Origin of the sequence: Serratia quinivorans (assembly GCF_946227985.1) — a bacterium.
Taxonomy (GTDB): Bacteria; Pseudomonadota; Gammaproteobacteria; order Enterobacterales; family Enterobacteriaceae; genus Serratia; species Serratia quinivorans_A.
In genome coordinates this window covers 67,350-79,854 of sequence record NZ_CAMKGL010000011.1, presented here as the reverse complement: position 1 = coordinate 79,854, position 12,505 = coordinate 67,350, and the positions used below count along the sequence as shown (strand labels likewise).

Annotated in this window: 9 protein-coding genes; 5 read left to right on the top strand and 4 right to left on the bottom strand. The window is 56.5% G+C overall.

Annotated elements, in window-relative coordinates; translation table 11 throughout:
• Positions 1-205: 205 nt before the first annotated feature.
• Positions 206-664: an N-acetyltransferase gene (locus OCH02_RS21170; protein WP_261432831.1), complete on the bottom strand. Its 459-nt coding sequence runs from the start codon at positions 662-664 to the stop codon at positions 206-208.
• Positions 640-1,203, bottom strand: coding sequence for a DNA-3-methyladenine glycosylase I (locus tag OCH02_RS21165; protein ID WP_261432830.1), 564 nt, complete (start codon positions 1,201-1,203; stop codon positions 640-642). The genes OCH02_RS21170 and OCH02_RS21165 overlap by 25 nt, the downstream gene beginning before the upstream one ends.
• 198 nt (positions 1,204-1,401) lie before the next feature.
• Here OCH02_RS21165 and OCH02_RS21160 point away from each other — a divergent pair, with 198 nt between their 5' ends.
• Positions 1,402-3,390 carry an autotransporter outer membrane beta-barrel domain-containing protein gene (locus OCH02_RS21160; protein ID WP_261432829.1) on the top strand — a complete coding sequence of 663 codons (1,989 nt, stop codon included), beginning with the start codon at positions 1,402-1,404 and terminating at the stop codon, positions 3,388-3,390.
• Positions 3,391-3,408: 18 nt separating this feature from the next.
• Here OCH02_RS21160 and OCH02_RS21155 read toward each other — a convergent pair whose 3' ends face one another.
• A complete protein-coding gene (locus OCH02_RS21155) occupies positions 3,409-4,749 on the bottom strand; it encodes an MFS transporter (protein ID WP_261432828.1) in 1,341 nt (446 codons plus the stop codon).
• A gap of 263 nt (positions 4,750-5,012) precedes the next feature.
• Here OCH02_RS21155 and glyQ point away from each other — a divergent pair, with 263 nt between their 5' ends.
• Positions 5,013-5,927, top strand: coding sequence for a glycine--tRNA ligase subunit alpha (gene glyQ / locus OCH02_RS21150; protein WP_012004542.1), 915 nt, complete (start codon positions 5,013-5,015; stop codon positions 5,925-5,927).
• Positions 5,928-5,936: 9 nt separating this feature from the next.
• On the top strand, positions 5,937-8,006 hold the full coding sequence (gene glyS, locus OCH02_RS21145) for a glycine--tRNA ligase subunit beta (RefSeq protein ID WP_261432827.1): 2,070 nt from the start codon (positions 5,937-5,939) through the stop codon (positions 8,004-8,006).
• A 41-nt stretch (positions 8,007-8,047) separates the two neighbouring features.
• On the opposite strand, the gene OCH02_RS21140 is transcribed toward glyS, so the two are convergent.
• A complete protein-coding gene (locus OCH02_RS21140) occupies positions 8,048-9,049 on the bottom strand; it encodes a Fic family protein (protein ID WP_261432826.1) in 1,002 nt (333 codons plus the stop codon).
• A gap of 238 nt (positions 9,050-9,287) precedes the next feature.
• Between OCH02_RS21140 and OCH02_RS21135 the strand changes: the two genes are divergently transcribed.
• Both OCH02_RS21135 and OCH02_RS21130 read left to right on the top strand, forming a co-directional pair.
• The gene (locus tag OCH02_RS21135; RefSeq protein ID WP_153858617.1) at positions 9,288-10,007 is read left to right on the top strand and encodes a DUF3053 domain-containing protein; all 720 of its coding nucleotides are present in this window, start codon (positions 9,288-9,290) and stop codon (positions 10,005-10,007) included.
• 535 nt (positions 10,008-10,542) lie between these two features.
• Positions 10,543-12,462 (top strand): PTS mannitol transporter subunit IICBA, encoded by a 1,920-nt coding sequence (locus OCH02_RS21130; protein WP_261432825.1) that lies wholly within the window; start codon positions 10,543-10,545, stop codon positions 12,460-12,462.
• Positions 12,463-12,505: the final 43 nt, after the last annotated feature.

Here is a 12,505-nt window from a genome sequence, read left to right as displayed (position 1 = left end):
CCGTTGGCCGCCTGGCACGCCAGGTTGCGGCGCTACTATGACGCGTATCTCCTCCGGCAGTTCCGGAAAAAAACGTGACAAATTATAAGCGGCTCACGGGCTGCGCTTGTTATCCGGTAAAACGAAGGGGAATACCATGCAGCGGATTCTGAATTGAACGCACCCCGGTGCGGAGTGCGCTGTTTTTAGTCAGAAGTGACAAAAATCAAACGCTGGCAGCCCAGTTCATGATCAACGTATGGGCTTGAGTTTCTTCATTAAACAAACGCTGTGTTACCTGGAAACCCTGCTTATGGTAGAAGGCGCAGGCCCGCAGGTTTTGCTGATAGACCTCCAGACTTAGCCGGGGATAGCGCTGTTGCACATACGCCATCAGCGCCTGGGCGACGCCACGGCCGTGAAACGCCTGTTCAACAAACAGCGCGCCAATAAAGCGTTTATCCAACACGCTGATAAAGCCGACGATTTCCCCTTCATGCCAATACGCCCAACTGTGCGCGCGCGGCAGGTAGTTTTCCTGCACCAGGGTGGCGCTTTCCTGCCAGTAGCTTTCCTTCACGAAAGGATGGGCGGCGATGGTGCTGGGCAGCCACAGGGCCATCAGTCGCGGCAGATCGCCCGGCCGGCAAGGGCGGATCGCTATGGCTTTGGGTAGCAGAGGCAACCTGTCAGATGATCGTTCACCAGCCCGCTGGCCTGCATAAAGGCGTAACAGGTGGTGGAGCCGATAAATTTGAAACCGCGCTTTTTCAGCGCTTTGGACATGGCGTCCGAGCGTTCGGTTTTCGCCGGTACTTCACTCAATTGTTGCCAACGGTTGAGCAGCGGTTCACCGTCGACAAAGGCCCAGATAAAGCTGACGAAGTCTTCTCCTGCCGCTTCCATCGCCAGATAGGCCCTGGCGTTGGCAATGATGGCTTCGATTTTGCCCCGGTGGCGGATGATGCCGCTGTCCTGCAGCAAGGTTTCCACCTCTTGTTCGCTGATGGCTGCTACCCGCTGCGGGTTGAAATTGTGGAAGGCGCGACGGTAGTTTTCACGTTTTTTCAGCACGGTGATCCAGGAAAGCCCGGCCTGTTGCCCTTCCAGACACAGCATTTCAAACAGTTCATGCGCGTCGGTGGTCGGTGCGCCCCATTCCTTGTCGTGATACTCGAGATATAACGGATCTGCCGTCACCCAACCGCAACGTTCGTTGATCATACTGACTGTCCTTGTGCTGTGTTTATTTACAGTAAGCATCGCCCGAAGTTGCGAACTTGGCAAGCCCCTGATTGTTTTATCAACGACCGGCTTGACGTGGCGAAAAAGCCAGCAATATTTACTAGATGGCCGGTAGCCAAAAAGGCCAATGATAAAAATGTATTTTCCTTCATTTGCTTGGCTCTCAGGAGTCTGTTCATGCCTCTAAAAATAACGCGTATGCCCCGCCCGGCGGTGCTTGCAGTGGCAATATTATGCAGTATGACGACCCCGGTGCTGGCCTATGATCAACTCTACGTGTTTGGCGACAGTCTAAGCGACACCGGTAACAATGGCCGCTTTACCTACGACAGCAATAAACACCTGTTATATGACGAAGTGCTGGCGCAACGTATCGGTGCCGCGCTGGTGGCATCGGATAACGGCGGTGACAACTATGCCGCCGGTGGTGGCGTGGCGGTGCCGGCGCTTAACCCGGCGGATAACACGCAGGACCAGGTTCAAAGCTATCTCAATCGGGTCAATGGCCGGGCCGATGGTGATGGCCTGTATATACACTGGATTGGCGGCAATGATCTGGCTGCGGCGGCGTTAAACCCGACGACTGCGCCGGGTGTGGCCTACAACAGCGCGGCCGCAGCAGCAGCGCAGGTTCACTCGTTGCTGAATGCCGGTGCCGGTACGGTGATCGTTCCGACGGTGCCGAATATTGGCTCTACGCCGCAGCTGATGGAGCTGATTATCCAGCAGGCGCTGACGCCGGTGCAAAGCGCGGCAGTGCAGGCGGCCTACGCCACCCTTAACTCGCTGGCGACACCGAACAATGACTCGCGAACTCAGGCCATCCACCAGGCACTGACGGCCGCGGCGGCACAGGGCAGCGCCATCCCGCAGGTGCAGCAGGCGATTGCCGCACAGCTGATTGCCGCCTTTGACAGCCTGAGCGCTCAGGCCGGCCAACTGACCGATTTTTATAACCAAAGCGAAGACCGCCTGCTGGCACAGGGCAGCGGCAATATCGTGCGGGTTGATGTAAACAAGTTGTTTAGCGAGGCGATTGCCAATCCGGCGCAGTTTGGCTTTACCAATACCGCCGGTATGGCTTGCCCGCCAGGCGTTTCTTCCGCCGTGTGCAGCTCGGCCATGCCAGGTTTTGACAGCAGCCAATCCTACCTGTTTTCCGATCATTTCCACCCCAGCCCGCAGGCGCATCAACTGATAGCCGATTACATTCAGGCGGTGCTGGACGGCCCGGCGCAGGTAGTGGCGCTGAATCAGGCGACGGCGGCCATGGCACGTGACAGCCGTGCTACCCTCGACAGCCGTTTCCAACAGCTACGCAATGGCGGCAACCCACAAGGGGCGCTGGGCGTATTCGGTGGTTATGCCGGACAACACTATGACTATTCTTCCAATCTGGCGGCAGGTGACGGCAACGCCACCACCCATAATCTGACGGTCGGGGTGGATTACCAGTTGACCGACGGCTGGCTAATTGGGGCGCTGATTTCCGGTTCCAATGACGATCAGCAGCCTTCCAGCCGCTATGAGTACAAGGCGCGCGGCCTGCTGTTTTCGGCCTTTACCGGCCTGAATGTGTTTGAGCACGGTTGGGTGAATGCCGATCTGCACTACGCGACAATGGATTACGATGATATTCGCCGCAGCATGCAGCTAGGGTCGTTAACCCGCACCGAAACCGGCAGCACCGATGGCAAGCAGTGGGGCGCGCGGGTCACCGCCGGTTATGACTTCCCTGTTACTTCCTACCTGACCACCGGCCCAATGGCGCAGTTTGCCTGGGATTACAGTAACGTCTCCGGTTACAGCGAGGACGGCAACGACAGTACCGCCATGCGGTTCAATGACCAGAACTACCATTCGCAGATTGGTGCGCTGGGCTGGCGGTTAGACAGTAATTTCGGCCTGTTTAATCCGTACGCCGAGGTGAGCTATCAGCATCAGTTTGGCGATGATGTCTATCGGGCCGGCGGCGGGCTGAAGTCTACCCAGACCTCTTTTACCCGCGACAGCGCCAATCAGGATAAAAACTGGGTGGATGTGACCCTGGGAGCAAACATGCCGCTGACCGATCAGGTAGCCGCGTTCGCCACCGTTTCGCAGACCGGCGGCCTGAGCAGCGGCGAACAGTTTATGTATAACGTCGGCGTCAGTGCGCGGTTTTGAGTGTCGAAGCCTAATCGCTTAGGGAGCCGTTTGCTGCACACCAGGGCGATTGGGTAGCGCGCTGCCCGCCCCGATCTTTCTTTCCGGCTGTAGCAAGGTCATGCACAGCATGCTGCAAAAAGACACCGCGGCGGTGGCGAAGAACATGGCGCCATAGCCGTGGTGTTGTGCCAGCCAGCCGCTCAGCATCGGCGCGGTGATCGAGGCAATATTGGCTATCGCCAGCGTCATACCGCTGTAAGCCCCCACGGAAGCTCTCGGCGTTACGTCGATCACTACCGACCAATACACATTATTCACCAGCGCATTCAGCGCGTTTCCCAATGTCATCAACAAAATGATTTCGGTTGGCGTGCTCATAAAGGGGATTAACAGGAAGCAGGTGGCGGTCAGCAGCAGCGTGACCGCCGCAAACAGGTTACGGGCCAGCCGCAGATTGCCGAAGTGTCTCAGCAGCGCATCGGCGATGCGGCCGCCGAGCAGAACGGTGAAACAGGCACCGCTCCACGGGATCATCGCCACATACCACAGTGAGTGCAGATCGTAATTAAAGGTGTCTTGCAGGTATTTAGGCCCCCAGGTAACCAGCACAAAGGTGACATAGAGGAAAGAGAAGTAACCCAGGGCGTTAAACACCAGCGTGCGGTTGGTGAAAAAGGCCCACCACGGCAGGCGCGGTTGCTGGCTGTCTGCGTCCTGATCGGCGCTAATGGCTGCCAGTTCGGCTGCGTTGACCTGCGGATGCTCTTGCGGCGTGTCGGTGAAGAAACGGGCAAACAGCAAAATGGCGATCAGCGAGAACAGACCCAGCAAAATAAACATGCTGCGCCAGTCATCGGTCAGCAGCAGCAGCCCCACCGCCAGCGGTGCGGTCAGCAGCGATCCCACCTGGGTGCTCAGCAGCCCGATGCCCAGCGAAAACCCACGCTCTTTGCGCGGTGCCCAGTTGGCGATGGTTTTGTTCATCAGCGCATAGGCCGGGCCTTCGGCAAAGCCGAACATGATGCGCAGCGCGGCGAAACCCATGATTGCCGACCCTCCGAACAGTGCCACCCCCAGCTCACCCGCCCAAGCGGTGGCGATCTCCAGCAGCGACCACAGGGCCCCGGCGATCAGCCAGACCTTTTTGGTGCCCATGCGGTCGGCCAGGAAGCCTCCGCACAGCGAACCGAATAAATAGCCAAAGCCGAAATAGCCGAGTACGGCACCCAACTGGGCCTTGTTGAAGTTGAATTCTCGGGAGATATCGTTGGCGGCGAAGGACAGCGCACCGCGATCGACGTAGTTGATCAACGCAATAAAGAACACCATGGCGAAAATACGGTAGCGATAGCGGCTGTCGGTTAAGGCGGTAGTCATCTGCGAACCTCCTGAAATGTGGGTTATCAGGACGCTAGCAAGGTTAGTGCCAGTCTCGGCGGCCAGGGTGGGCAGGGGGGCCGTTATGTGTCCACAGAGTGGAACAGTGCCATTCGGGCGCATTTGCCCCATTTCAGTGCGTAAAAACGCCGCGCTTCTTTGATGATTCGCACTTGTTACCGGATTCGGGCTGTATATCTTACGGTCAACGGGTATACTGGCGCATCCCATTTAAATCCACTTGTATCGCGTGCGAATTCAACATGCAAAAGTTTGATACCAAGACCTTTCAGGGCCTGATCCTGACACTGCAGGACTATTGGGCGCGCCAGGGCTGCACCATCGTTCAACCATTGGACATGGAAGTCGGTGCGGGAACCTCACACCCGATGACGTGCCTGCGCGCACTGGGGCCGGAGCCAATGGCCACCGCCTACGTGCAGCCGTCCCGCCGCCCGACCGACGGCCGCTACGGTGAAAACCCAAACCGTCTGCAACACTATTACCAGTTCCAGGTGGTGATTAAGCCATCGCCGGACAACATTCAGGAACTGTACCTGGGCTCGTTGAAAGAGCTGGGTCTGGATCCGACCATTCACGATATCCGCTTCGTGGAGGACAACTGGGAAAACCCGACGCTTGGCGCCTGGGGCCTGGGCTGGGAAGTGTGGCTGAACGGCATGGAAGTGACGCAGTTCACTTACTTCCAGCAGGTCGGCGGCATGGAGTGCAAACCGGTAACCGGCGAGATCACCTACGGTCTGGAACGTCTGGCGATGTATATCCAGGGCGTGGACAGCGTCTACGATCTGGTGTGGAGCGACGGCCCGCTGGGGGTGACCACCTATGGTGACGTGTTCCACCAGAACGAAGTGGAGCAGTCTACTTACAACTTCGAATACGCCGACGTGGACTTCCTGTTCTCCTGCTTTGAGCAGTACGAGAAAGAAGCCCAGTCGCTGCTGGCGCTGGAGAAACCACTGCCGCTGCCGGCTTACGAACGTATTCTGAAGGCCGGCCACACCTTCAACCTGTTGGATGCGCGCAAGGCGATCTCGGTGACCGAGCGTCAACGTTATATTCTGCGTATCCGCACGCTGACCAAAGCCGTTGCCGAGGCCTACTACGCTTCTCGCGAAGCGCTGGGCTTCCCAATGTGCAAAAAGAACAAGAGCTAAGAGGCAGCCATGACTCAACAGACTTTCCTGGTGGAAATCGGCACGGAAGAGCTGCCGCCGAAGGCTCTTCGTTCACTGGCAGAAGCTTTTGCCGCGAATTTTACCGCCGAGCTCGATAGCGCCAACCTCGAACACGGCGAAGTGAGCTGGTTTGCCGCTCCGCGCCGTCTGGCGCTGAAAGTGGCTAATTTGAGCGCTGCACAGGCCGATCGCGAAGTCGAAAAACGCGGTCCGGCCATTGCCCAGGCGTTTGACGCCGAAGGCAAGCCAAGCAAGGCGGCCGAAGGCTGGGCACGTGGTTGCGGTATTACTGTCGAGCAGGCCGAACGCCTGGCGACCGACAAAGGCGAATGGCTGCTGTATCGCGCCCATGTTAAAGGCCAGTCCGCGCAAGCGCTGCTGGCGGGCATGGTCAGCAATTCTCTGGCCAAGCTGCCGATCCCGAAACTGATGCGCTGGGGCGATTCCGACGTGCAGTTCGTGCGTCCGGTGCACACCGTGACGATGCTGCTGGGTGCGGAACTGATCCCTGGCACCGTGCTGGGCATCGATTCTGCCCGTACGGTTCGCGGCCACCGTTTCATGGGTGAAGCCGAGTTCACTATCGACAACGCCGACCAATATCCGCAGATCCTGCTGGAGCGCGGTAAGGTGATCGCCGATTACGAAACCCGTAAGGCGATGATCAAGCGTGACGCCGAGCTGGCTGCGTCGACCATTGGCGGCAAGGCCGATCTGAGCGAAAGCCTGCTGGAAGAAGTGGCCTCGCTGGTTGAATGGCCGGTGGTGTTGACCGCCAAGTTCGAAGAGAAATTCCTGGCGGTGCCGGCGGAAGCGCTGGTGTACACCATGAAGGGCGACCAGAAGTATTTCCCGGTGTATGACGCCGCGGGCAAACTGCTGCCGAACTTTATCTTCGTGGCCAATATCGAATCCAAAGATCCGCAGCAGATTATCTCCGGTAACGAGAAGGTAGTGCGTCCGCGTCTGGCCGATGCCGAGTTCTTCTTCAACACCGACCGCAAAAAACGTCTGGAAGATAACCTGCCGCGTCTGGAAACCGTGCTGTTCCAACAGCAACTGGGGACCCTGCGCGACAAGACCGACCGTATTCAGGAGCTGGCGGGCTGGGTTGCCGGCCAGATTGGTGCCGACGTTAACCACGCCACCCGTGCGGGCCTGCTGTCGAAGTGCGATCTGATGACCAACATGGTCTTCGAATTCACCGACACCCAGGGCGTGATGGGCATGCACTACGCACGTCATGACGGCGAGGCTGAAGACGTGGCGGTTGCACTCAATGAGCAGTATCAGCCGCGCTTTGCCGGTGATGCACTGCCAGAGTCGCTGGTGGCCTGTTCGCTGGCGATCGCTGACAAGATGGATACCCTGGCCGGTATTTTCGGCATCGGGCAACATCCGAAAGGCGATAAAGACCCGTTTGCACTGCGCCGTGCTGCGCTGGGCGTGCTGCGTATTATCGTTGAGAAAAACCTGACGCTGGATCTGCAGACCCTGACCGAAGAGGCCGTGCGCCTGTACGGCAGCAAGCTAACCAACGCGAAGGTCGTCGACGAAGTCGTCGAGTTTATGCTGGGCCGTTTCCGCGCCTGGTATCAGGAAGAAGGCCACGCGGTAGACACCATTCAGGCGGTGTTGGCACGTCGCCCGACCAAACCGGCGGACTTCGATGCGCGCGTCAAAGCGGTGACCCACTTCCGTACCCTGGAAGCGGCAGCTGCGCTGGCTGCGGCCAACAAACGCGTTTCCAATATCCTGGCGAAATCTACCGATACGCTCAATGACCGCGTTCATGCCTCGGTATTGAAAGAAGCGGCTGAGATCCAACTGGCGACCCATTTGGTGGTGCTGCGCGATAAGCTGGAGCCGTATTTTGCGGCAGGCAACTATCAGGATGCGTTGGTGGAACTGGCTGACCTGCGTGAGCCGGTCGATGCGTTCTTCGACAACGTCATGGTAATGGCAGAAGACGAAGCGGTGCGTGTGAACCGTCTGACGCTGCTGAGCAAGCTGCGTGAGCTGTTCCTGCAGGTCGCGGATATTTCCGTACTGCAGTAAACCGTTCTGTTGTGAAAAGGCGCCTTAGGGCGCCTTTTTTATTACCGCCGGCGTAGTGTTTCGCCTTCAGGAGTGAGTCGGTATTTCTGCAGACGGCTGTTGGGTTTCTCCGGCAGCGTCATTTCAATCAGCCGTGCGTTCAAAGCCGGGCGTAAATAGCGCTCACTGAAAGATTTTCGATCCTGCAGTTGCAGCGCGTGCTGAATTTCCTCGCGTGACATCTCGCCTTTCAGTATCGCCAATAGCTCGGCGACTTGGGGGGTGACTTGGGGGGTGACTTGGGGGGTAAGGCTGTGCTCTAACGCTCGTAAGATCATGCCCAGCATAAATTCGACAAAGGGAGCGCAGTCGCTCTGTTGGTTACTGGTATTCAGCGCCTGGTAATAACCGGGCTGATTGTCATGTACCAGGCTTTCAACTGGCACGTTGGCAAACAAAGGCTCCCAACGTGACAGGATCAGCGTTTGCCACAGTCTGCCCATTCGTCCGTTACCATCGGCGAAAGGGTGGATAAACTCAAACTCGTAATGAAATACACAGCTTGCGATCAGCGGCGGTAGATCGGTCTCTTTTAACCAGAGCAGCAGTTGCCGAATTAACAGGCAAACCCTTTCCGCAGGTGGCGCCATATGAATGACGGTTTTGCCGTTCATCACCCCGACACCGCCGTGGCGATAATGCCCGGCATCTGGTAATAGGCCAGCCATCAGCGTTCGGTGTGCAGCGAGTAAATCTTCCTCCTGCACGGGACGCCAGTTGTTCAAGTCTCCATAGCAACGAATGGCATTGAGCGCTTCCTGAATATCGCGAGGTGGCGCAATGATACGTTTACCCTCGATGATGGCGGTGATCTGCTCTTCACTTAAAGTATTGCCTTCGATAGCCAGAGAGCCCTGAATGGTACGGATACGGTTGATGCGGCGTAGCCGTAAGGCCTGCTCTTGCTCAGCCTGCATTTTTAAACGCGCAAGCCGATCGCCGACATCGGTTACCAGATGCAGCATACGTGAGCTGATGGTCAACGGTGGCTGATAGGATGACATACGTCGCTTGGCCCGGTGATAAATGATACAAAAGTGTATCATGCCCCTGAGCAGGTACAGTAGCCTCTTGCCAGCGCCTATAGCGCCTTGCATATTGGCCTTTCACCGAAGAATGAACCCCGAAAGGTGAATCGCGTATCGGATCGCACTCAGTTGATCTATTCTTATAGGCGCAGGGAGTGCAGCAAAAGGGACGGAGTCCGATGAAAAAGCAGGTTTATAACAGGAGTTATGTCACATGGCGGTAGGGATCCAGAGCAGAAATTTCGCGCGTTGGTTGGCCCCGGTATTGGCATTGTTGGTGGTCATGCAGCTGACTGCTTGCGGCGATAAAGAGCCGGAACAACGCAAGGCGTTTATTGATTACATACAGAATACGGTGATGCGCAGCGGCGCGAAAATCCCGACGCTAAGCGAAGATCAGAAACAGAAGTTCGGCAACTATGCCGGTGATTACGCTATTTTGGTCGGCTTTTCACAGCAGTTGTCCAAGTCACTGGACGCCAGCCTGACGCCGGCGTTGGATCAAATTAACCAGATCCGCACTGCACAGGACTACATGAGCAAGCGTGATTCGCTGCAACAGTCCGTTGGGGCGCTGAACCTGCTGGGGCAACAGATCCAGTCAGCAAAATCACAGGCGGATACCGCCCGTGCAGCGCTGAAGCAACCTGACGATCTGAAAGCGGTATATAACCAGGCCTACGACAAAATTGTCACCGGGCCGGCCAATGCGCTGATGCCGGTTATTCCTGCTACCGCCAGTTTCGTTCAGGATCTGGTGCAGGTTGGGGATTTCCTGCGTACGCAGGGTAATCAGGTGAGCTTTAACAATAACGGCGTGCAATTCCGTACCTCCCAGCAGGCAACGCAGTACAACACCATGATGTCGAATCTGGTCGCCAAGCAGCAGGATTTACTGAACGCACAGAAAACCGTCTCAAGCGTCACTCAGTAATAGTGTCAATGCAGAAGCCGGTATCCCGGCTTCTGCTATTTCCCTTCCAGTCTTTCCAATCACTTGCTCACTTCTTGCGCGTCGCTTCTGTACTACACTTCAATTAATCATCTTTTTCCGACATGTAGTTTTCTTTCATTCATCGCACTGCTATTTCCCGACGGGATGAATGCTCACAGGGAAGAACACCCCCAGGCCAGGATTCGGTAGCCATCAATAAATAGATTGTGATCAATGTCACAATTTAAAAACAAACGCGCAATATAAAAATGTGATCAGCATCTCATTATGTCGGGATGTTAGGGCGAATTTGGCGCGTTGTATTTTTTCTACACCGATAAAATGTGATGTAAATCACTATAAATACCCATTGGATGGGGTGGTGTTGGTGATCTGCATCACAAAAAATCCGTGAGGTTCGCACGGTAAAAACAGCGTGATAGAGTCCATTTCGCATACAGCCACAACATAGCTGGATCGTAACAACAATAATCACGCGCTCTATTGTCAGCGCGTAACAATAGGGGTGTGTTTTATGTTTTCACCAGACATCAAAGTCAAAGTTCAGAACTTTGGCCGCTTCTTAAGCAACATGGTGATGCCCAACATTGGCGCATTTATCGCCTGGGGTATCATTACCGCGTTATTCATTCCTACCGGCTGGCTGCCGAACGAAACCTTAGCCAAGTTGGTTGGCCCGATGATCACTTACCTGCTGCCGCTGCTGATCGGTTTCACCGGTGGTCGCCTGGTGGGGGGCGATCGCGGCGGTGTGGTCGGTGCCATCACGACCATGGGCGTGATTGTCGGTGCAGACATGCCGATGTTCCTCGGTGCGATGATTGCCGGCCCGCTGGGTGGCTGGGCGATCAAGCATTTTGACCGCTGGGTAGACGGCAAGATCAAAAGCGGTTTTGAGATGTTGGTGAACAACTTCTCCGCCGGCATTATCGGTATGCTGCTGGCCATTTTGTCGTTTATGGCGATTGGTCCGCTGGTCGAAGGGTTGTCGCATATCCTGGCCACCGGCGTAAATATCATGGTGACCAACAACCTGTTGCCGCTGGCGTCAATCTTCGTGGAACCGGCGAAAATCCTGTTCCTCAATAACGCAATTAACCACGGTATCTTCTCACCGCTGGGTATCCAGCAGGCAACAGAAACCGGCAAATCCATCTTCTTCCTGATCGAAGCCAACCCAGGCCCGGGCATGGGCGTGCTGATGGCCTACATGTTCTTTGGCCGCGGCAGTGCCAAGCAGTCTGCCGGTGGTGCCGCCATCATCCACTTCTTCGGTGGTATCCACGAAATCTACTTCCCGTACGTGCTGATGAACCCACGCCTGTTGTTGGCGGTGATCCTGGGTGGCATGACCGGCGTATTCACCCTGACCCTGTTGAACGGTGGTCTGGTTTCTCCGGCTTCACCGGGTTCTATTCTGGCCGTGCTGGCGATGACGCCGAAGGGCGCTTATTTCGCCAACCTGGCGGCTATCGGTGCGGCCTTTGTGGTGTCATTCGTGGTCGCCAGCTTCCTGCTGAAGACCTCAAAAGTGAAAGAAGAGGACGACCTGATCGATGCGACTCGCCGTATGCAAGAAATGAAGTCGCAGTCTAAAGGCGGCGCGGCGGCTCATGCAGCGGTCGATGGCGACCTGACCACGGTACGTAAAATCATCGTTGCCTGCGATGCCGGTATGGGCTCCAGCGCGATGGGGGCCGGGGTGCTGCGCAAAAAAGTGGCAGATGCCGGGCTGAAAAATATCTCGGTGACCAACAGCGCCATCAACAGCCTGCCGGACGATGTGGATCTGGTGATCACTCACCGCGACCTGACCGAACGAGCGATGCGTCATGCGCCACAGGCCCAGCATATCTCGCTGACCAACTTCCTCGACAGCAAGCTGTACAGCGATCTGACCGAGCGTCTGGTGGCGGCCAACAAAACCACCGATAACCAACAGAAAGTCATCAGCACGTTGGACGATAGCTTTGAAGCGTCCGAGCAAAACCTGTTCCGCCTCAGCGAAAGCAACGTGTTCCTTAACCTGCAGGCCAGCGACAAAGAGCAGGCGATCCGCTTTGCCGGTGAGCAACTGGTCAAGGGCGGCTACGTCGAGCCGGAATACGTTCCTGCGATGCTGGAGCGCGAAAAGCTGACCTCCACCTACCTGGGCGAGTCGATCGCCGTGCCGCACGGCACCATCGAAGCCAAAGACCGGGTACTGCGCACCGGCGTGGTGTTCTGCCAATACCCGCAGGGCGTACGTTTCGGTGAAGAAGAGGATGAGGTGGCGCGGCTGGTCATCGGTATTGCCGCACGCAATAACGAACATATCCAGGTGATCACCAGCCTGACCAACGCGTTGGATGACGACGGCGTCATCGAGCGGCTGGCGAATACCAGCAGCGTGCAGGAAGTGCTGGATCTGCTGGGCGGCAAAAAACGCGGATAACAGAACCATTTTAAGGGGTGCAGCTTGCTGCACCCTTCGACAT

Coding starts and splice junctions, on each gene's coding strand:
- OCH02_RS21160 (WP_261432829.1), top strand. CDS start 1,402: ATGCCTCTAAAAATAACGCGTATGCCCCGCCCGGCGGTGCTTGCAGTG.
- OCH02_RS21130 (WP_261432825.1), top strand. CDS start 10,543: ATGTTTTCACCAGACATCAAAGTCAAAGTTCAGAACTTTGGCCGCTTC.
- OCH02_RS21165 (WP_261432830.1), bottom strand. CDS start 1,203: ATGATCAACGAACGTTGCGGTTGGGTGACGGCAGATCCGTTATATCTC.
- OCH02_RS21155 (WP_261432828.1), bottom strand. CDS start 4,749: ATGACTACCGCCTTAACCGACAGCCGCTATCGCTACCGTATTTTCGCC.
- glyS (WP_261432827.1), top strand. CDS start 5,937: ATGACTCAACAGACTTTCCTGGTGGAAATCGGCACGGAAGAGCTGCCG.
- OCH02_RS21140 (WP_261432826.1), bottom strand. CDS start 9,049: ATGTCATCCTATCAGCCACCGTTGACCATCAGCTCACGTATGCTGCAT.
- OCH02_RS21135 (WP_153858617.1), top strand. CDS start 9,288: ATGGCGGTAGGGATCCAGAGCAGAAATTTCGCGCGTTGGTTGGCCCCG.
- glyQ (WP_012004542.1), top strand. CDS start 5,013: ATGCAAAAGTTTGATACCAAGACCTTTCAGGGCCTGATCCTGACACTG.